Source organism: Mesorhizobium sp. WSM4820 (assembly GCF_055811075.1).
On sequence record NZ_JBVVQN010000011.1, the window covers coordinates 24848 to 44508 of the forward strand.

Here is a 19661-nt window from a genome sequence, read left to right on the forward strand (position 1 = left end):
GATGTCATGCCGGCTTCAGCGCCGGTTCGATGTCGGTATGGATGAAATCGTCGCCCTTGAAAAGCAGCGGCAGGTTTCGCGTCTTGGCCAAGGCGTAGGCGAAGCAGTCGCCCATGTTGAGATTGGCGCGATGGCCAGTACCTCGACCATACAGTGCATAGGCTTCAATTCCGGCTTGCGCATGTTCAGCGGAGAGCGCGACGATCGTGACTTTGAGTCTAGCAAGAAGGCCCGTCAACTCGGCCGTGCCAGCCGCGCCATAGCGGCGGACAATTACTGTGCCGCATTCCATCAGAGTTGCGGCGCTCATCAATATCCGCTGATTTCCGGCGAGGCGCTGGGCGAACGCCGGAGCATCGGGCTCCTGCTTCAGGATGGCCACGATCGCTGAAGTGTCGACCACCACGGTCATTCCTCCTCGATGAAGGACCAGAGGTCATCAGTGAATTTCTTCTGATCGAAATCCGCTTGTTGCAGTCGTCGGCCGAATTCGAGGATTTCCTCCGCCGTAACAAAATCCCCGTCACGTTCTTTGGTGACTGCCACATCCTTCAGCAAGAGATTTCTTGCCTCCTGCTCCATTGACACGCCATGTCTGGCAGCCCGCTCGCGCAGCTTTTGCTTCAGATCGTCGTCGAGATTGCGAATGGTCAGGGTGCCCATAACTACCCTTGCCCCCGTGTCGTCGGTCTGAACTCGGCTTCGTCCTCGGCTGCAATGGCCGCCGAGTCGAAACCTTTGGTGGTCGGAAGCCCTACGGATGCGGCGAGCACGTCCCGCGCCTCCTGCTCCATGGAAACGCCACGCGCGGCCCCACGCTCCCGCAGTCGCCGCATGACACTCTCATCCACATTGCGAACAGTAATCCGGGCCATGATCGCGCTCCCGCGACCTAATATAGCGACACCGGAGCATGACTGCAATGACAGCACTGCTGTCACTGCTTGCAGTCAGAGCAGCTTCCAGGCGATAAAGACCAGCGTCAGCGCGATCACCCACAGCGCCATCCGGCCGGATCTGCTATAGCGCGCCTCGGCCTTGCCGATGGCGTGCGCCGTCCTTTCGTCGAAACGCAGCCCGTGTTCGGCCATCAGATCGATCTCGCGCGACAGCCGCTCGGTGCGGGCGGCGAGGTCCGGCGCCTGGCGGGCCAGCGCCAGCAACGCGCTGGCGCCGTCGCGTGCGTCGGCCAGCAGGGCACGCGGGCCGAGATTGCCTGATATCCAGCCTCCGACCACCGGTTCTGACGTCTTCCACATGTTGAATGCCGGGTCGAGCGTGCGGGCAACGCCCTCGACCACCACCATGGTCTTTTGCAGCAGCACCAGTTCGGACCGCGTCGCCATGTCGAAGAGGTCGGTGACTTCGAACAGAAGCGCCAAGAGCTTGGCCATCGAGATGGTTTCGGCCGGCTGGCCGTGGATCGGCTCGCCGATGGCGCGGATCGCCTGGGCGAATGCCGCGACGTTATGCAGGCGCGGCACGTAGCCGGCCTCGAAATGCACTTCGGCGACGCGCAGATAGTCACGGGTGATGAAGCCGTAGAGAATTTCGGCGAGGAACCGGCGCTCCTTCTTGCCGAGCCGGCCGGCAATGCCGAGATCGACAGCGACGATGGTGCCATCGGGCTCGACGAACAGGTTTCCCGGATGCATGTCGGCGTGGAAGAAACCGTCGCGCAGCGTATGGCGCAGGAACGACTGGACCAGATTGGCGGCGATCGCCTTCAGATCGTGGCCGGCGGCAGTGAGGCCGGCAATGTCGTTCATCTTGATGCCGTCGACCCATTCCATGGTCAGCACGTCGCGGCCGGTGCGTTCCCAATCGACCGTCGGCACGCGAAAGCCGGGATCGTCCCTGGTGTTTTCGCCGAGCTCCGAAAGCGCTGCCGCCTCAAGCCTCAGATCCATCTCGATCTTGGTGGTCTGCGCCAGCGTCTGGGTCACCTCGACCGGCCGCAACCGGCGCGACGACGGGATGTATTTTTCCTGGAGACGGGCGGCGAGGAAATAGCTTTCGAGATCGCGGAAGAAACGGCGCCGCACGCCCGGCCGGATCACCTTCACCGCCACCCGCGAGCCGACGCCGTTCTGCAAGGTTTCGGCGGTATGGACCTGAGCGATCGAGGCCGCGGCGACCGCCTCGCCGAAACTGGCGTAGAGCTCGCCGACCTTGCGCCCGAGCGAGGCCTCTATCGCCGCAATGGCCTCGGCCTGCGGAAATGTCTGCATCTTGTCCTGCAGCATGGCGAGATCGAGCGCTATGTCGTTGCCGACGACATCGGGCCGTGTCGCCAGGAACTGGCCGAGCTTGACATAGGATGGGCCGAGCCGGACGACGGCCTTGGCCAGCCGATCGCCACGTTCATAGGCAAGCGCGCGGCGGCGGGTGAACAGCCGTGCCACCCGCCAGCCGAATTTCGGCAGGCCGAACAGCTCATCGCCCGGCAACGCCGCGACGACGCCTTCGCGGACCAGCACCCAGCCGGCCCGTACGAGCCTGAAACCAGCGCCGACATTGCTCATGACTGCGCTTGTCCTGCCGGTTTTCTAGACCGGCGAAGGGCAGGTCGCGTATAAAAAATACGGGCCTGCCTCAAAGCTTCCAGCCCGAATGAAGCGCAGCTATGCCGCCGGCATAATTGCGAAACGACACGCGGTCAAAACCGGCGCGGGAAATCATCGCGGCAAAATTCTGCTGATTGGGAAATTTGCGGATCGATTCGACCAGATAGGAATAGGGTTCGTTTTCGCCGGTCACCGCCTTGCCAATCCTGGGGATGGCGTTGAACGACCACGCCTCGTAGACCTTGTCGAGCAGCGGCATGTCGACCTCGGAAAATTCAAGGCAGAGAAAACGCCCGCCAGGCTTCAGCACGCGAAAGGCTTCGGCAAGCGCCACATCGATGCGCGGCACGTTGCGAATGCCGAAAGCGATCGTGTAGGCGTCGAAACTGGCCTCAGCGAAAGGCAGCTCCTCGGCATTGGCCTCGACGAAATCGGTATTTGCCGTGAGGCCCTTTTTCTCGGCCCGGTCGCGGCCGACGGCGAGCATCGAGCCGTTGATGTCGAGAACCGTGGCATGAGCGTTCCTGCCGCTCGCCTCGACGATGCGGAAGGCGATGTCGCCAGTGCCGCCGGCAACGTCGAGAACGCTCCAGCCCGGTCGTTTCGGTGGATTGAGCCATGTGACCATTGCGTCCTTCCACAGCCGATGCAGGCCGCCCGACATCAGGTCGTTCATCAGATCGTAGCGGTTCGCCACCTTGTGGAAAACGTCGTTGACCAAGGACTGCTTCTCGCCTGCCCCTACGCGCTTGAAACCATAGGAGGTTTCCATGCCGCCAACGGCCGTGGTTCTCTCAACCGACATTATTTTTGATCCGCCATAAAACCGGCGGGACCATAGCCGATCGATGATGCCGACGCTATTGTTTAAGGCGCGGTGTTCGGCCGCGCTTCCCGGTCGTGGGATCACGCTTATGGCTCCATGTCCTGGACTGACCTGACGGGATGATTGCATGCCTTTGAAAGCAGAACTGCACTGCCATATCGAAGGGGCAGCGGCGCCCGAACTCGTCATCCGCCAGGCGCAGAAATACGGCAAGGACACCTCACCCTACATTCAGGACGGCTCCTTCGTCTGGCACGATTTCAGCTCCTTCCTCGCCGCCTATGACTTCTCCTCCGACCTGTTCCGCACAGAAGAGGACTATGCGCGGCTGGCCGATCATTATCTGACCAGCCTCGCCCGCGACGGCGCGATCTATTCCGAGATCTTCACCTCGACGGACCACGCCGGGAAGGCCGGCCTGTCGCCCAAGGCCTATACGGACGCGCTCGGCGAAGGCATGGCGCGCGCCAAGGCCAAGACCGGCATCGAAGGCCGCATGATCGTCACCGGCGTGCGCAATGCCGGCGTCGAATCGATCGAGCAGGCGGCGCGCTTCGCCGCCCGCTGCGGGCATCCGCTGGTCACCGGCTTCGGCGTCGCCGGCGACGAGCGGATGGGCGATCTGGAGGACTATGTCAGGGCCTTCGAAATCGCGCGAGAGGCCGGCCTTGGCATCACCGTCCATGCCGGCGAACTGATGGGCTGGGAGAGCGTCAAGGCCGCGCTCGACCACATTCGCCCCGCCCGCATCGGCCATGGCGTGCGTGCCATCGAAAACCCCGACCTTATCCGGCGCATCGCCGAGGAAGGCGTCGTGCTCGAATGCTGTCCGAGTTCCAACATCGCGCTGAGGGTGTTCGACAGTTTCGCCGATCACCCTTTTCCGGCCCTGTTGGCGGCTGGCTGCAAGGTGACGCTAAATTCCGATGATCCGCCCTATTTCCGGACGTCGCTGAAGCGCGAATACGACATTGCCGCCGAGCATTTTTCGATGAACGACAAGGCGCTCGCCGCCGTCACCAGAACCGCCATCGACGCCGCCTTCGTCGACAGGAAGACCAAGGCAATGCTGCTGGGCCGGCTCGACGTCAAGGGCAGGTGATTGAATGGTGAATGGTGAATGGTGAATGGTGAATGGTGAATGGTGAATGGTGAATGGTGAATGGTGAATGGTCCACGCGGCGCTTCGGTCCGTCAACCGCGAGTTTTCCGCTGAACCAAGGACTCGCAAACCTGTTCACTATTCACTATTCACCATTCACTACTCACTTTCACCTGCGCAGCTAGGAGACCACCATGCAGGGCGTCACCGTCGTCGACCACCCGCTTGTCCAGCACAAGCTGACCATCATGCGCAAGAAGGAAACCTCGACGGCCGGCTTCCGGCGGCTGCTGCGCGAGATCTCGCTGCTGCTCGGCTACGAGGTCACCCGCAACCTCGAACTGACGACGACGACGATCGAAACGCCGATCGAGACGATGGAAGCGCCGACGCTGGAGGGCAAGAAGCTGGTTTTCGCCTCAGTACTGCGCGCCGGCAACGGCCTGCTCGAAGGCCTGCTCGACCTGGTGCCGGCGGCGCGCGTCGCACATATCGGTCTCTACCGCGACCACGAAACGCTGGAAGCGGTCGAATATTTCTTCAAGGCGCCGAGCGATCTCGCCGACCGGCTGGTGATCGTCGTCGATCCGATGCTGGCGACCGCCAATTCGGCGATCGCCGCGATCGACAAGTTGAAGGGGCGCGGCGCCACCAACATTCGCTTCCTCTGCCTGCTGGCGGCGCCAGAAGGCCTCGATCGCTTCATCAAGGCGCATCCCGATGTCCCGGTCTTCACCGCTTCCATCGACCGCCAGCTCAACGAGAAGGGCTACATCATGCCCGGCCTCGGCGATGCTGGCGACCGCATGTACGGGACCAAATGACCGTGGCGCCGCTCGTTTACCGATCGTTTACGCAAACGACCGCTTTCTGCATCTGTTAAAGCGGCAAACACCATGCCGCGATAAGCATGGGTCTTCACGAAGGCCGGTCCATGCTGCGCAATCTTCTCATCCTTGGCGTGCTCGCCGTAGCATCGGCGTCGTTCCCGATGCTCTACCAGTCGAATCCACAGATGTTCGAAGGCCTGCTGAAATCGGCGGTCGGGGCCAGGCCGGCGGTCGAAACGGACCTGAATCTGGCCACGGTTCCCGACAGGCCGGCGCAGCCGCTCGGCCGCAAGGTCGTGATCCCGGCTGACGCGCGCGGGCATTTCACGTCGGCGTTCAAGCTTAACGGTCGAACGGTCGACGGCATGATCGACACCGGCGCAACGCTGGTCGCCATCAACAGTTCGACGGCGCGCAGGATCGGCGTTTCGCTGAACGCGTCGGATTTCAAGCACCAGGTCAACACCGCCAACGGCGCGATCAAGGCTGCCTTGGTGACCGTCGATCGGCTGCAGATCGGCAAGATCACGCTCGACGGTGTCCAGGCGGTGGTGCTCGACGACAAGGCGCTGCGCACCAATTTGATCGGTCTGAGCTTTCTCCAGCGGCTGGAAAAATACCAGGTCGAGAACGGCTCGCTGCTGCTCGTCCAGTGAACCATGATCCCGAAAAGTGGAAACCGGTTTTCGGAAAGATCATGGTCCAATTAAAAAAACTTCATCCGCGCGGCAGGATCCGCCGGATGACGGTTTTTTCCGCGGGCGGCTTCGAAGCGCCGATCGTATAGGCCGAAAGCACGGCGGCGGCGGCCGCCTCGGCATCCCCGGCATTGCGGGCATGGACCAGCGCCAGCGCCTCGCCGGCCCGCACCTCCGCGCCGACAGGCAGCAGCCGGGTGATGCCGACGGCATGGTCGATCCTGTCGTCCGGCCGGATGCGCCCGCCGCCAAGCCCGACGACGGCAAGCCCGATGTCGCGGGTGGAGATACCGGTAACGAAGCCGTTTTCGGCGGCCTTGACCGCAAATTCCGTCGCCGCCCTCGGCAGGTGTTTTTCCGGGTTCTCGACGAAGTCGGCCGGACCGCCGAGCGCCGCCACCATGCGCGCGAAGACGGCCGCGGCACCGCCGCCGGCAAGCGTCTCGGCGGCGCGCCGCATGCCGTCCTGGTTGGACGAGACCAGCCCGGCCGACTGCAGCATGTCTGCGGCCAATGCCAGCGTCACATTCTCCAGGCGCCGGTCGCGGAAGCGGCCGGTGAGGAAATCGACGGCATTGCGCACCTCGACCGCGTTGCCGGCTGCTGAGGCCAGCGGCTCGTTCATGCCGGTGACCAGCGCCGAGGTCTTCAGGCCGGCGCCATTGGCAACTTCGACCAGGCTGTTCGCCAGTGTCGTTGCGTCGCGCGACTTTTCCATGAAGGCGCCGTTGCCGACCTTTACGTCGAGCACCAGCGACTGCAGGCCGGCGGCCAGCTTCTTCGACAGGATCGAGGCGGTGATCAGCGGCACCGATTCGACGGTTCCCGTCACGTCGCGGATCGCATAGAGCCGGCGGTCGGCGGGCGCGAGATCGGCGGTCTGGCCGATGATGGCGCAGCCGGCTTCGAGCACTGCCTTGCGGAATCCCGCGACATCCGGCTGGCTGGTATAGCCCGGGATGGCGTCCATCTTGTCCAGAGTGCCGCCGGTATGGCCGAGGCCGCGGCCGGAAATCATCGGCACATAAGCGCCGCAGGCAGCGACGATCGGCGCCACCAACAGCGAGACATTGTCGCCGACGCCGCCTGTCGAATGCTTGTCGGTGACCGGGCCCGGCAGGTCCGACCAATCGAGCACGTCGCCGGAATCGCGCATCGCCAGGGTCAGCGCCACCGCCTCGTCGCGGCTCATGCCGTTGAAGAACACCGCCATGGCGAAGGCCCCGACCTGCCCGTCCGAGACGGTGCCGGCGGTGACGCCTTCGATGAAGCTGGCGATCTCCTGCGTCGACAGCTTGTGGCCGTCGCGCTTGCTGCGGATGATTTCCTGGGGAAGCATCAGGCCGGGACCTTACGCTCCGGCAACCCATCCTGGAACACACGCTGGAGGATCGTCGCCAGCCGCGCGCCGCCAATCGGCGCCATGTCCTTGGTCTCCTGGTGCGAAAGCTCCGCCCCTGTCATCCCTGCGGCGAGATTGGTGATGACCGAGCAGGCGGCGACGCGCAGGCCGAGGAAACGGGCGAGAATGACCTCCGGCACGGTCGACATGCCGACGGCATTGGCGCCCATGACGCGCGCCATGCGGATCTCGGCGGGCGTCTCGAAGCACGGCCCGGAAAACCACATATAGACGCCCTTGTGCAGCGCGGTGTCCGTCGCCATCGCGGCCGTCTCGATCGCTGAGCGAAGACCGGCATCATAGGCTTCGGTCAGGCCGACGAAGCGGCGGTCGCTCGGCTCGCCGATCAGCGGATTGGAACCCGAGAAATTGATGTGGTCGGTGATCAGCATCACCGATCCCGGCCCCATGCCCGGATCGACCGAGCCGGCGGCATTGGTGAGGATCAGTTGCGAGATGCCGAGGCCGGCAAGCACTTCAAGCGCCGGCCGCATCGCCGCCGCGTTGCCGTGTTCGTAGTAGTGAGCGCGGCCGGACAGCATCAGCACAGGCGCGCCGGCAAAATGTCCCGCCACCACCTCTCCGGCATGGCCGGTGACGCCGCTTCTGGGAAAGCCCGGCAATTCGCCATAGGAAATGCGGACAGGATCCTCGACCTGGTCGACAAGCCCGCCAAGGCCCGAACCCAGCACCAGCGCGGTGGCGGGCGCCAGCCCGTCCAGCCTTTCGACCAGACGATCAAGCGCTTCCTTCATGTCAACCAGCTCTTCATTTCAACCAAGCTCTTCATTTCAACATTTCGCCCTGAAAGCCGTAGGGCAGCATCTCGCCCATGGTCACGGTTTCGACCACGCCGGCATTGTCGCAAAGATAGAGTTTGGTGTCCGGCCGGCAGAATTCGGCCAGCCGCTGCCGGCAGCCGCCGCAGGGCGAGCATTTAGCCATGCGCTCTGCGATGACAGCGATCTCCGTTATCCTGCCGCCGCCGGCCATGATGAAGTGGCCGAGCGCGGTGGTTTCGGCGCACCAACCTTCCGGATAGGACGCGACCTCGACGTTGGCGCCGGTAAAGACGCGGCCGTCCTCGGTGCGCAGTGCCGCCCCGACCGGGAATTTCGAATACGGCGCATAGGCCTTGGCCATGGCGGCCTTGGCCGCTTCGAACAGATCATGCGACATTGTTTTTCCATTGCATGATCTTGTCCGAAAACCGGCTTCCACTTTTCGCTGACGCTGGTCCGCGGTTCGAACTCACGCTTAGCGTTCCTTGACATAGGGCACGCCGCCGGCGCGCGGCGGAATTGCCTTGCCGATGAAGCCGGCGAGCAGGATGACGGTGAGGATATAGGGCAGCGCCTGCATGAGTTGCACCGGCACCTTGCCGATCAGCGGCAGCGGCGTGCCCTGCAGGCGGATCGACAGCGCGTCGAGGAAGCCGAACAACAGGCAGGCGAACATGGCGTTGACCGGCTTCCACTTGGCGAAGATCAGCGCGGCCAGGGCGATGTAGCCCTTGCCGGCAGTCATGTCCTTGACGAAGCCGCCATTCTGCACCATCGACAGATAGGCGCCGGCAATACCGGTGAGCACGCCGGTGCAGATCAGCGCCCGGTAGCGCAGCCAGGCGACCGAGATACCGGCGGTGTCGACCGCGGCCGGGTTCTCGCCGACCGCGCGCATGCGCAAGCCGAAACGGGTGCGGAACAGCACCCACCAGGTGAACGGCACGGCGAGGAACGCGACATAGACCAGCACGGAATGGCCGGAGATCAGTTCCGAATATATCGGTCCGAGGATCGGCACGCCCCTGAGCGCGTCCGCGCCGGGCCAGACGATCGCCCCGAACCGCTCGTCCGATGCCAGAGCTGGCGTGCGTCCACCTTGCTGGAACCAGGCCTGGCCGAGCATGATCGTTGATCCGGCGGCGATGAAATTGATCGCCACGCCGGAGACGATTTGGTTGCCGCGATGGGTGATCGAGGCAAAGCCGTGGACCAGCGCAAAAGCGACCGAGATGAGGATGGCCATGCCGAGGCCGATATAGGCGGAATGGAAGACGGAGGCGGAGGCGGCACCGGCGAAGGCGCCGACCAGCATCTTGCCCTCGAGCCCGATGTCGAAAATGCCGGCCCGCTCCGAATAGAGACCGGCGAGGCAGGCGAGCAGCAGCGGCACCGACAGGCGGATGGTCGAGTCCAGAACCTGGATGATGGCGTTGAACAGATCCATCTCAGGCACCCTTCCCCTTGATCGCTTCGATGCCGACAGATCTCGGGCTGAGCGAGGCGAACAGCGCCTGGACATAGGGCCGGAACATATGCTCGAGCGCGCCGGCGAACAGGATGACCAGGCCCTGGATGATGACGATCATGTCGCGGCTGATCGCCGGCATTTCGAAGGCGAGCTCGGCGCCGCCCTGGTAGAGCATGCCGAACAATATTGCGGCGAGCACGATGCCGACCGGGTGCAGGCGCCCCATCAGCGCTACTGCGATGCCGACGAAACCGGCGCCCGAAACGAATTCGAGCGCGACATTGTGCTGGTCGCCCATCGTCGGGTTGAGCGCCATCATGCCGGCCAGCGCGCCCGAAATCATCATGGCGACGATGATGATGCGGGTTTCCGAAATGCCGGCATAGCGCGCCGCTTTCGCGCTGTGGCCGTAGGTGCGCATCTCGTAACCGAGCCTGGTGCGCCAGATCAGCACCCAGACCAGAAACGCCATGGCCAGCGCCAGCAGGAAGCTGATGTTGAACGGCGCCGAGCGGATCTTGGCGCCGAACAATTCGATGACCCAGTTGAGCTTCGGCAGTTGCGCCCCGTCGAGGAAGGTGCGTGTCTGCGGCGCCATCGAATTGGCCGGCTTCAAGAATCCGACCAGCGCGTAGACCATGACGCTGGCGGCGATGAAATTGAACATGATGGTGGTGATGACGGTGTGCGAGCCGCGCCTGGCCTGCAGATAGGCCGGGATCAGTGCCCACAGCGCCCCCATCGCCGCAGCGGCAATGATCGCCAGCGGAAAGGTGAGCCACCATGGCAGCACGCTGTCGAAGGCCAGGCAGACGATGCCGATGCCGAGACCGGCGATATAGCCCTGTCCCTCGCCACCGATGTTGAACAGGCCGCAATGCGCCGCAACCGCCACCGACAGCCCGCTGAAGATGAAGGTGGTGGCGTAGAACAGCGTGAACGCAATGCCTTGCCCACGGCCGAAGGCGCCCTCGACCAGGACGGCGGCAGCGCGAAACGGATTTTCGCCGACCAGAAGCACGACGAGGCCGGCGACGACGAAGGCAACGGCGAGATTGATCACCGGGATCAGCCCGTAATCCGCCCAGGCCGGCAGCTTGGCGTAAGGCGTGCTCATTCCGCCGCCTCCCGGTGCTCGACGCCGGCCATCAGCAGTCCAAGCTCGCCTTCGCTCGCCTCGGGGCCGCGCTCGCCGACGATGCGGCCGGCAAACATCACCAGGATGCGGTCGGAGAGCGAACGGATCTCGTCGAGCTCGACCGACACCACCAGCACCGCCTTGCCCTGGTCGCGCATGGCGATGAGCCGCTTGTGGATGAATTCGATGGCGCCGACATCGACGCCGCGCGTCGGCTGGCCGACGATCAGCACGCCCGGGTCCTGTTCCATTTCCCGCGCCAGCACGATCTTCTGCTGGTTGCCGCCGGAGAAATTCGCGGTCTTGAGACGGCAGTCCGCCGGGCGGATGTCGTATTTGGCGATCTTGTCCCTCGCGTCGTCGCGGATCGCGTCGATGTCGAGGAACGGTCCCTTCAGGTATCGCGGATCGTCGTGATAGCCGAGGATCGAATTCTCGTTCTCCTCGAAGGCCAGCACCAGCCCGACATGATGACGGTCCTCCGGGACATGGGCGAGGCCGCGGTCGCGCAATTCGCCGGGATCGGCGGCCCCGGTCAGGTCGATCGGCCTGCCGTCGAGCATGACGGAGCCCGAGACGGCGCGCCTGATGCCGGAAATCGCCTCGAGCATTTCGGATTGCCCGTTGCCGGCGACGCCGGCGATGCCAACGATCTCGCCGGCGCACACATCGAAGGAGACGTCGTCGACCATGGTGACGCCACGCGAATCCTTCACCGTCAGGTTCTTCACCGCGAGCTTGACCCCGCCGGCTTCCGCCTCGCCCTTCTCGACCCTGAGCAGCACGCGGCGCCCGACCATCAGTTCGGCCAGTTCCCCGACCGTGGTCTTCGTGGTCTGCCTGGTCGCCACCATCGTGCCCTGGCGCATGACCGAAACCGTGTCGGTGATCGCCATGATCTCGCGCAGCTTATGGGTGATCAGCACGATCGTTTTACCCTGCTCCTTCAACTGCCTGAGGATGCGGAACAGATGGTCGGCTTCTGCGGGCGTCAGCACGCCCGTCGGCTCGTCGAGAATCAGGATCTCGGCGCCGCGATACAGCGCCTTGAGGATTTCGACACGCTGCTGCAGTCCGACCGGCAACTCCTCGATGATCGCATCGGGATCGACCTCCAGCCCATATTCGCGCTCGAGCCGTTCCAGCTCGGACCGCGCCTTGGCGATGCTCTTCTTCAGCAGCGCATCGCTTTCGGCGCCGAGAATGACGTTTTCCAGCACCGTGAAATTGTCGACCAGCATGAAATGCTGATGCACCATGCCGATGCCGAGCGCGATGGCGTCGTTGGGCGATTTGATCGACGCCGGCTGGCCGCCGACGCGGATCTCGCCACTGTCGGCCTGATAGAACCCATAAAGGATCGACATCAGCGTCGACTTGCCGGCGCCGTTCTCGCCGACGATGCCGTGGATGGTGCCGCGCACGATCTCCAGATTGATGTCGCGATTGGCGCGCACGGCGCCAAAACTCTTGTTGATGCCGATCAGCTCGATTGCGGCTTGCGCCATGCAGCCTTTCCCATCGTATTTTTATCGCTTGGTCAAAACGCCTAGCATGACGCCCCGCCTGTGCCAATTGCCGGAGCAGCGTTCACTCTCGACAAATCCCCGCGCGCTTGTCAATTTCGAACGTGGCCGCAGCCTGCACAATCGCCTGGATCGAGGATTTCAAATGACCATGCCCGACGACCGGCTGACGACGCTGGAAATCCGCGCCGCCGAGCAGGAGAAGACCATCGAGGAACTGTCCGGCCAGATCGCCGAGCAGTGGAAGGTGATCGAGCGCATGCAGCGCAAACTCGATGCGCTGGCCGACCGCTTCTTGGCGCTGGAGGAACAGGCCGCGCCCGACGTGCCGGTGACCAAGCCGCCGCACTGGTGAGCTTGCGGATAAGCAAGAAACCGCCGGGTTTTCACCGGCGGCTTCGAGCGGATCGGCAAGGTCGCGATCAATAGCTGGGCTACGCTGTGGAAAGCCGACGCTTTCGCTCTACGATGTACCCCCACCCCTAACCCCTCCCCACAGGGGGGAGGGAGACTTCCGTTGGCGCTGACCTCGGCAAATTGGCTCGCGGCAGCGTTCCCTCCCCCTTGTGGGGAGGGTTAGGGTGGGGGTCCTCTTCGCAAGAATCCGGTCCACCTTCGCAAGACACCGAATGCGATTGCCCTGCGATCAATAAGGGCAGGAATTGTCCGACATGTAATCATGCACCTTGATGGTACCGGCGATGATGTCGGCCTTGGCCTTTTCAACCGCCGCCTTCATCGCGTCGTCGACAAGCGCCTTGTTGTTGTCGTCCATGGCGTAGTCGACGCCGCCTTCCTTGAGGCCGAGATCGTTGATGCCGCCGGTGAACTTGTCGTTCTTGGCATCCATGAAGGTGTTGTACACGGCAACATCGACGCGCTTGACCATCGAGGTCAGCACCTTGCCGGGCTGCAGTCCATTCTGGTTGGAATCGACGCCGATGCCGAGCTTGCCGCCGTCGGCTGCTGCCTGCAGCACGCCGACACCGGTGCCGCCTGCCGCTGCGTAGATCACGTCGGCGCCCTGGTCGATCTGGGTCTTGGCGATCTCGCCGCCCTTGGCCGGATCGTTCCAGGCCGCCGGCGTGTCGCCGGTCATGTTCTGGATGACATCGGTCGCGCCGGCCGCCTTGGCGCCACCGACATAACCGCAGCCGAATCGGCGGATCAGCGGAATGTCCATGCCGCCGATGAAGCCGACCTTTTTGGTCTTCGAGGCCATCGCCGCCATCACGCCGACGAGATAGGAGCCTTCCTGCTCCTTGTAGACGACGGATCGGACGTTGGGCTTGTCGACGACCATGTCGATGATGGCGAATTTGGTCTCGGGAAACTCGACGGCGATCTTCTCCAGCGCATCTGCCCAGGAGAAGCCCGCCATGGCGATTGGATTGCGGCCATCCTCGGCGAAACGGCGCAGCGCCTGCTCGCGCTGGGTGGCGTTTGAGACCTCGAATTCCACATAGGCGATGCCGGTTTCGGCCTTGAACTTTTCGGCGCCGTTGTAGGACGCTTCGTTGAATGACTTGTCGAACTTGCCGCCGAGATCGTAGAGAAGTGCTGGCTGGATGTCCGCGGCGAAGGCCGGAAGAACCATCGCAGTTGCGGCCAGGAGGCCGAGAACGATACGTTTCATGTGATCCACACCCTGTCGGTTATTTTTCCGTTATGCACCGCCTGCCTGCCCGGTTCTCCGGCAGGCATGCGACATCAGACAGGAGTGTCTCCCTCCCGCTTCGGGCCAATCTGGCACGGCCCGAAGCAAAATTCACGCGGAATTTTGACCTGTTGGAAAAGCCGGGATCATCGTCCCGCCAAGGCCTCAGGCGGAGACGGCAGCCGGGATGGCGCAGGTGACGCCGGTGCCCTGCAGATTGCAATAGCCGTAGGGATTCTTCGCCAGATATTGCTGGTGGTCTTCCTCGGCGAAGTAGAATTCCGGTGCCGGAGCGATCTCGGTGGTGATCTTGCCGCGGCCGGCGCCGTGCAACGAGGCCTCGTAGGCGTCGCGCGAGGCGATCGCCGCCTGGTTTTGCGCATCGCCGAACGTGTAGATCGTCGAGCGGTATGTGGTGCCGACGTCGTTGCCCTGGCGCATGCCTTGCGTCGGATCATGGCTTTCCCAAAACAGCTTCAGAAGCTGTGCATACGAAACGATCTTCGGGTCGTAGACGACCAGCACGACTTCGGCATGGCCGGTCAAACCGGTGCAGGTTTCCTGGTAGGTCGGATTGGGGGTGACGCCACCGGCATAGCCGACGGCCGTGACCCAGACGCCCTCGACCTGCCAGAACATGCGTTCCGCGCCCCAGAAGCAGCCCAGCCCGAACATCGCCTTCTCCAGCCCGTCTGGATAGGGGCCCTTCAGCGGTCGCTTCGAGACAAAATGATTGGATGCCGTCGGGATAGGATTGGCGCGACCCGGCAGCGCCTCGGCAGGTTTTGGCAGGTTGAGCTTCTTGTTCAGCATGTCGCTGAGGAACATGTGCAGTCTCCCTTTCTCTTTGTTGGGGGCTTTCTCTTTGTTTGGGGACGCTGGAGAATTATCAAGTCTAGGCGAACCGCCCGGTCGGCCGCTCGCGCCGGTAGCCGATCATGTAGAGAACGAAGGCAAGCACCGCGAACACCGCGAAGCCGGGCTGGTTGAGCACCCAGGCGATGGCGCCGTCCCACAGCAGCGGACCAAGCCTGTCGCGGACGAAGCTTTCGAAGGCGCTTCGCGTATCCGGCGAGACGGCGAGCCAACTGGTGTTGAGCGGAGTCATGACCAGGGTGGAGGCCGCCACCGAGCGCGTCGCGTCGACCACCGCCATGATGACAGAAACCGAAAGCGCAACCATTGCGGCAAGACGGAAGACGAAGCGGAACACCCAGACCTTACCTCCCCGCAAGCTTTTCAGAAATATCTGTATCGGACTGATAAATAGGATCTGCGCGCTTTATCCGCAATTGCGACACGCGAAGTTGAACCGACGCCGCCGGTTCGCGTCGGAGAGGCGTCGGTCGGCTAGGAACAGAGCAGCTCTATCCGACAAAGCGAATAGAGCGTCTTGGCATTCGGCACCGGATCGACTAGATGAGCCCCGCGCCTGTTGCTTTGACGGCTCAGGTGCGGGGAAAAGGTGTCCGCTGGTTGACGGCGCCTACGGTGCGGAGTTCCGGACCGGGAATCCCTAAGGAGACGGCATCTCCCCAACCCGCGCGGCGAAACCGGCCGCGGTGAAAATGCCAGGACGGAGAGGTGGCCGAGTGGTTGAAGGCGCACGCCTGGAAAGTGTGTTTACGGGAGACCGTAACGCGGGTTCGAATCCCGCTCTCTCCGCCAGATGCCATTGATTTACTTGCGCAAATGGTTTTTCCTTTCTTCTTGCGTACGAATTTAGGTACGACATGAAGTTGCAGAAATTCAGGCCGAGATGGACATATGTTGCTTCGTTAGCGCGCACGAAGCTGCCCCAATTTGCGAGCCTGGTACCGGTCCTTGGGTACGCTGTGCTTTGGGCGACTCGTTTCAGGCGTTTGTGATGGAATTTTCCAAGCTCGGCCCATCTCTGTGGTTTTAGGCGGGGCGCGACCCGTATGCAGAAGACCCGCCGCTACATTTGCGAAGCGACGGGCCTCCACCCCACCCCATATCTTACCAGGCAAGTACGGTGCCAGACTTATTGACCCATTGCGGGGCGTAAGGGGTGACAGCCTGGCTCTGTGATTGTGGCCCCGTGCGTAAACCAGTGCGTGCCGGACTCGGCCGGCTTGAGTTCATTCCGCCAATGATGGCCCTGCTCCGCAATTTCAAAATGACCCACTACCGCAGCTTCTGGGCTCTCGCCCGGAATGGCGTCATTCTCTCTTCGGGGAGAGCGGGCGTGGGCAAAGGCCTCCGCAGGGCGGGTGGCGCGGCTTCGCAAAGCGCACATGATTTCGTCACGAGAGATGCCGATGTCGCCAAGGACGCCATCGGGTAAACGGCTCAACTGGTCCGTTGCCGATAACAGAGCCTTTCGCTCGGCGTGCGTGCCCATACGGCGGGCGGTGGCTGGCCCCGGGCCACGCATATAATAAAGCTCCGGCCGGTAGCGCCGCGCGGCGAATTTGCGAAACGCCGCAGCAAATTTTGTGACGGGAGCCAAGAATTTCATGACCGTTCCCTTTCCCTTCGCCGGCTTGAACACGAGCCGGCGGGCCTGGATGTTGCAAACAAGGATATGCCAGTCGAACCAGGCTCGGCTGTGGGAATTCCCACACCGGGGAAAACATTGGAAAACTCCGCTCCCAGTTTTGCTTTCCGGAAAGCGGGGCCTGCGGCCATCAAATTTCCTTGGATAGGGAGTAAGATGAAGTACACCTGATTGAACAAGAGGCTGTTGTGACAGGCTCTCCGGCCTTCATCTCAAGACTTTGCGATGCCGACCTCGCCGCGCTGACCAAACGGTGGCACGAGCGCAGCTATCGACACAACGAGCTAATCATTTCCCACGGCGACACTGGTCATGCATTGACTCGCAAAACCGCGATTTCAATTAGCATGCGCTTAATTAGTTCCAATTTTAACGAATCGTTGACCGCGCTGTCCCAGAATAGGACGGCGCGGTCAAACCCCAACCCGGGATTGCGCAGGCGGCTCCGGCAATCCAGCTCCCCCGCCTCACTGTCGGAGCCGCTTCCACACTCCTCTAGAATTACCAGCAACGGTTGAATCAACTGTTACCGCACTTGCTTTCCAGTGCGCTTTCCCAGTCGTTAAACTTTGATGGATCAGGGCTCTCGCCTTCACGGTTTGACGCTGAGACACCCATCAGCAGCGGTGTGGCTTCTAGCCGCAAGCAATTGCTTGAAGCAGTTCCCGACACCACATGATGTTCCATAGCCAGCCAAGCGAGATGAACTCGCCCGACGCAGTCGCTGCCCTCCACGGTGGAAACCAGACTATTGGATCATGGCGATGACGTACGGCCAACCTTTAGGAACCAGAAAGACATCATGCCAGAAAATACCAGACTGCCAACGAGCGACGTCCCCCTCATCAAGCTGGGCAGTTGTCAATGCCGCTTCCCGGTTCGCGAAGATCGGTCAGTGCCCGGCGGTCACCGCTTTTGTGCTGGGCCAACTTCGCCTGACCGCGTGTACTGCGATCACCACCACAGCATCGTGACCGCCGTCGAGCCTCGTCGAGCCCGTTCGGGTTTCCACCTCGCTCAACGACGCGCCGCGTAGGTAGATACCGGGCGGCTGCACCTCGTACCGGTCTCAAGGGCTCGATGTGATGCTCTCCCACGTGTACGGGCACCCACATCGTCGGGCCGAGCAGTCCAAGAGAGCCGCAGAACCATCCGCTTTCCATTGAACTCGCCGGAGCCGTCGAATTGCGGTGGCTGCCGGTGACAATGGTATCAGCCACGCATCATCGAGTGCAGGATGGCCTGCATGTGCTCTTCCAGGTCAAGTTCGCCCCGTGCCTCAGTGGCTAACAGGTACTCGGCCTTGGCTCGGCGGTCGCCTCGACTGATCGCAGGATAGGAGCAGATGGCCAGCAATGCTTCCTCTTCAATCCGGTCTGCCCTCTTGCGGTCGTGGCTGCTGCTGTCCGTTCGATGAACAACCCTGTGGAGCGCGACATAGGCCGCCTCATGGGCTCCAATCAGCGCCTGCAATTCGCGCGAGGCACCTTCCCCTTCAGCAAACGTCGGTTCAACGACCGAGGCTACGGCGGTGAACGCAAGAAGTGTACGGCGGGTGATTTCGGGCATGCCTCATATCCTTGCAGTCTGATCATGCAGGAACACCATAGCACCGAAACAACAGTTCGGAGAGGCGCTATGGAATGGGGCAGCGTTGTCTGCTGACAAAAATGTATCCGTTCCCGCAGTTGCTTGCCTCGCCTACTGCTGGCCGGTTGGGCCCGTCCTGTCGCCGTTTGGATTTGGTGCCGGAGCCTCGCGCACGTCTCGTGGCGGCGGGTCCACATGTTCAGGCTCCGGCGATGCTTCCTTGTCGGCACGACGGACAGGTGTCTTCTTTCGGGGCGGGCTTCGGTGGCGGGTCTTTGATCTTGTTTGGCATATCCAGTTAACCGGATCGCCAAGCTCTGGTTCCCGTGTGCCCATCAAAAGGCCCCGCCACCGTGAGGCAGCGGGCAACGGGTTGCGGAAACAGAAGAAGACAAAAAAGGTGCACTGTCACCGTAAGAAATCTTGTGCCGGCGGCGGCTGAAAGGAAAGTCGGGCACGGCTCAGATCAGCTGCTTCAGCCGGGAAGGCAGCAAGGTCGCCTCGAGGAAGCTTACCTAAGAAAATCCGGCAGCGTTATCTTGTGTCCATTCCGGTCGAATTCCGAGGTAAAGCTGTAGGAGCTGGAGAACTCGAAGCTGACCTTGTCGTAGAGGCCGGGTTTGCTGGAATAATCCTGCAACTCTTTAAACAGGATTTTCTGCTCGAGAGGCCAAGCCGATCCATCGGCCACGCTGCGCACCTCGCCGCAACCGACCTCGATGTCGACGACGGTCTTTTTCGATTGGACGTCTCCCAGAAAATGGAGCTGAACGTGACCGTCGGCGCGTTTGGTGTGCCCGTAGCTGTTCAGCTTGAAAACCTCCACAAGGTACTTGACCTCTTTATCGGCAATCTTTCTATTCCCTCGGTAGTATATTTTGGTATGCCTTACCCGCTGGATCAAATATTCCCTCTTGCACTGCGGTGCCGAGATTGAATTGTAGAATATCAGGTAGTGTACCGCTCTGTTGGCTCCAGTTTCTTTCCGAAATCCTTTCGCATAGTAGTCATCCAGGAATTGGTCTATCTCGACGCCAGCTTTCGCTGCGAGCTCCTTCTCCTCACGGTACACCTTGTTTTTGCTGTAGGTTTTTGGATCGTCCAAGGCTCCCGACTGCCTGGTGTCGCCTTCCATCCCTCGGCGCAATGTGACCTGCTCCAGGATGATCTCCGATGCCGATAAAGGTACCGAAAAGAGCACAATGCCCAGAGACAACAGATACTTCATACTTCACGCACCTCAGGGATAGCATGAGCCACGGCAGACAGTTGAACCGGGACGTTGCGGCCAATTCGCGGCCTGGTTGCCGCCCAGCCGGGCATGTCCGTAGCGGGCTCAATCGTCGCATAATCGCATAATACAGCGGTGGGCACGCCCATTGCCGAGCGCCCCACACAGATCCGACGAGCCCAATCAAGGCAAGGGGCATACGGCTCCTGCTTCGGCTAATTGACGGCGAAGCGCTGGTGCGGCCAAGGATGAAGGTTTGGGCAGCCAGTCGTTGGCCAGCCGCGTGAACCACTCCCAGGTCACGACGTGCTTCTGGCTGC

General features: G+C 62.1%; 21 protein-coding genes and 1 tRNA gene. 5 read left to right on the forward strand and 17 right to left on the reverse strand.

The annotated features are described in order from the left end of the window. Positions 1–4 precede the first annotated feature (4 nt). From AC0L2R_RS18510 to ubiE, 5 genes are all read right to left on the reverse strand, one after another. A complete protein-coding gene (locus AC0L2R_RS18510) occupies positions 5–412 on the reverse strand; it encodes a type II toxin-antitoxin system VapC family toxin (protein WP_353825807.1) in 408 nt (135 codons plus the stop codon). Then, positions 409–663, reverse strand: coding sequence for a FitA-like ribbon-helix-helix domain-containing protein (locus tag AC0L2R_RS18515; protein ID WP_023797510.1), 255 nt, complete (start codon positions 661–663; stop codon positions 409–411). The genes AC0L2R_RS18510 and AC0L2R_RS18515 overlap by 4 nt, the downstream gene beginning before the upstream one ends. A gap of 2 nt (positions 664–665) precedes the next feature. Continuing rightward, positions 666–875: a FitA-like ribbon-helix-helix domain-containing protein gene (locus AC0L2R_RS18520; RefSeq protein ID WP_473510711.1), complete on the reverse strand. Its 210-nt coding sequence runs from the start codon at positions 873–875 to the stop codon at positions 666–668. Between the two features lie 75 nt (positions 876–950). Continuing rightward, the gene (ubiB, locus tag AC0L2R_RS18525; protein WP_473510713.1) at positions 951–2525 is read right to left on the reverse strand and encodes a 2-polyprenylphenol 6-hydroxylase; all 1575 of its coding nucleotides are present in this window, start codon (positions 2523–2525) and stop codon (positions 951–953) included. 70 nt (positions 2526–2595) lie between these two features. After that, on the reverse strand, positions 2596–3372 hold the full coding sequence (ubiE, locus tag AC0L2R_RS18530) for a bifunctional demethylmenaquinone methyltransferase/2-methoxy-6-polyprenyl-1,4-benzoquinol methylase UbiE (RefSeq protein WP_091600456.1): 777 nt from the start codon (positions 3370–3372) through the stop codon (positions 2596–2598). A gap of 148 nt (positions 3373–3520) precedes the next feature. Between ubiE and AC0L2R_RS18535 the strand changes: the two genes are divergently transcribed. From AC0L2R_RS18535 to AC0L2R_RS18545, 3 genes are all read left to right on the forward strand, one after another. Continuing rightward, positions 3521–4495 carry an adenosine deaminase gene (locus tag AC0L2R_RS18535; RefSeq protein ID WP_473510715.1) on the forward strand — a complete coding sequence of 325 codons (975 nt, stop codon included), beginning with the start codon at positions 3521–3523 and terminating at the stop codon, positions 4493–4495. A gap of 194 nt (positions 4496–4689) precedes the next feature. After that, positions 4690–5319: a uracil phosphoribosyltransferase gene (upp, locus tag AC0L2R_RS18540; protein ID WP_023797505.1), complete on the forward strand. Its 630-nt coding sequence runs from the start codon at positions 4690–4692 to the stop codon at positions 5317–5319. 110 nt (positions 5320–5429) lie between these two features. Then, positions 5430–5981: a TIGR02281 family clan AA aspartic protease gene (locus AC0L2R_RS18545; RefSeq protein ID WP_473510716.1), complete on the forward strand. Its 552-nt coding sequence runs from the start codon at positions 5430–5432 to the stop codon at positions 5979–5981. A gap of 61 nt (positions 5982–6042) precedes the next feature. On the opposite strand, the gene deoA is transcribed toward AC0L2R_RS18545, so the two are convergent. The 6 genes from deoA to AC0L2R_RS18575 form a co-directional block, all read right to left on the reverse strand. Then, positions 6043–7362: a thymidine phosphorylase gene (gene deoA, locus AC0L2R_RS18550; RefSeq protein WP_473510718.1), complete on the reverse strand. Its 1320-nt coding sequence runs from the start codon at positions 7360–7362 to the stop codon at positions 6043–6045. Next, on the reverse strand, positions 7362–8180 hold the full coding sequence (locus AC0L2R_RS18555) for a purine-nucleoside phosphorylase (RefSeq protein ID WP_473510719.1): 819 nt from the start codon (positions 8178–8180) through the stop codon (positions 7362–7364). Before AC0L2R_RS18555 ends, deoA begins: the two co-directional genes overlap by 1 nt. 31 nt (positions 8181–8211) lie before the next feature. Further along, positions 8212–8604 (reverse strand): cytidine deaminase, encoded by a 393-nt coding sequence (cdd, locus tag AC0L2R_RS18560; protein WP_473510720.1) that lies wholly within the window; start codon positions 8602–8604, stop codon positions 8212–8214. A gap of 78 nt (positions 8605–8682) precedes the next feature. Continuing rightward, positions 8683–9654, reverse strand: a complete 972-nt coding sequence (locus AC0L2R_RS18565) for an ABC transporter permease (protein WP_023797500.1) — start codon at positions 9652–9654, stop codon at positions 8683–8685. A 1-nt stretch (position 9655) separates the two neighbouring features. Continuing rightward, positions 9656–10795, reverse strand: a complete 1140-nt coding sequence (locus tag AC0L2R_RS18570; protein ID WP_473510721.1) for an ABC transporter permease — start codon at positions 10793–10795, stop codon at positions 9656–9658. Beyond that, the gene (locus AC0L2R_RS18575) at positions 10792–12324 is read right to left on the reverse strand and encodes an ABC transporter ATP-binding protein (protein ID WP_473510722.1); all 1533 of its coding nucleotides are present in this window, start codon (positions 12322–12324) and stop codon (positions 10792–10794) included. Before AC0L2R_RS18575 ends, AC0L2R_RS18570 begins: the two co-directional genes overlap by 4 nt. 163 nt (positions 12325–12487) lie before the next feature. Here AC0L2R_RS18575 and AC0L2R_RS18580 point away from each other — a divergent pair, with 163 nt between their 5' ends. Further along, complete coding sequence (locus AC0L2R_RS18580; protein ID WP_091600472.1) at positions 12488–12697, forward strand: SlyX family protein; 210 nt, start codon at positions 12488–12490, stop codon at positions 12695–12697. Between the two features lie 291 nt (positions 12698–12988). On the opposite strand, the gene AC0L2R_RS18585 is transcribed toward AC0L2R_RS18580, so the two are convergent. The 3 genes from AC0L2R_RS18585 to AC0L2R_RS18595 all read right to left on the reverse strand — a co-directional run bounded on the left by AC0L2R_RS18585 (position 12989) and on the right by AC0L2R_RS18595 (position 15212). Then, positions 12989–13978 carry a BMP family lipoprotein gene (locus AC0L2R_RS18585; RefSeq protein WP_023797496.1) on the reverse strand — a complete coding sequence of 330 codons (990 nt, stop codon included), beginning with the start codon at positions 13976–13978 and terminating at the stop codon, positions 12989–12991. A gap of 186 nt (positions 13979–14164) precedes the next feature. Continuing rightward, positions 14165–14827, reverse strand: a complete 663-nt coding sequence (msrA, locus tag AC0L2R_RS18590) for a peptide-methionine (S)-S-oxide reductase MsrA (protein WP_473510723.1) — start codon at positions 14825–14827, stop codon at positions 14165–14167. Positions 14828–14894: 67 nt separating this feature from the next. Continuing rightward, entirely contained in the window at positions 14895–15212 is a 318-nt protein-coding gene (locus AC0L2R_RS18595; protein WP_473510724.1) for a hypothetical protein, read from the reverse strand. 365 nt (positions 15213–15577) lie between these two features. Here AC0L2R_RS18595 and AC0L2R_RS18600 point away from each other — a divergent pair. Beyond that, positions 15578–15667 (forward strand) — tRNA-Ser (locus tag AC0L2R_RS18600). A gap of 337 nt (positions 15668–16004) precedes the next feature. Here AC0L2R_RS18600 and AC0L2R_RS18605 read toward each other — a convergent pair. The 3 genes from AC0L2R_RS18605 to AC0L2R_RS18615 form a co-directional block, all read right to left on the reverse strand. Then, the gene (locus tag AC0L2R_RS18605; protein ID WP_473510725.1) at positions 16005–16481 is read right to left on the reverse strand and encodes a DUF1127 domain-containing protein; all 477 of its coding nucleotides are present in this window, start codon (positions 16479–16481) and stop codon (positions 16005–16007) included. 1251 nt (positions 16482–17732) lie between these two features. Further along, the gene (locus tag AC0L2R_RS18610) at positions 17733–18089 is read right to left on the reverse strand and encodes a hypothetical protein (protein ID WP_473494306.1); all 357 of its coding nucleotides are present in this window, start codon (positions 18087–18089) and stop codon (positions 17733–17735) included. 532 nt (positions 18090–18621) lie between these two features. Continuing rightward, complete coding sequence (locus AC0L2R_RS18615; RefSeq protein ID WP_473510726.1) at positions 18622–19338, reverse strand: hypothetical protein; 717 nt, start codon at positions 19336–19338, stop codon at positions 18622–18624. Positions 19339–19661: the final 323 nt, after the last annotated feature.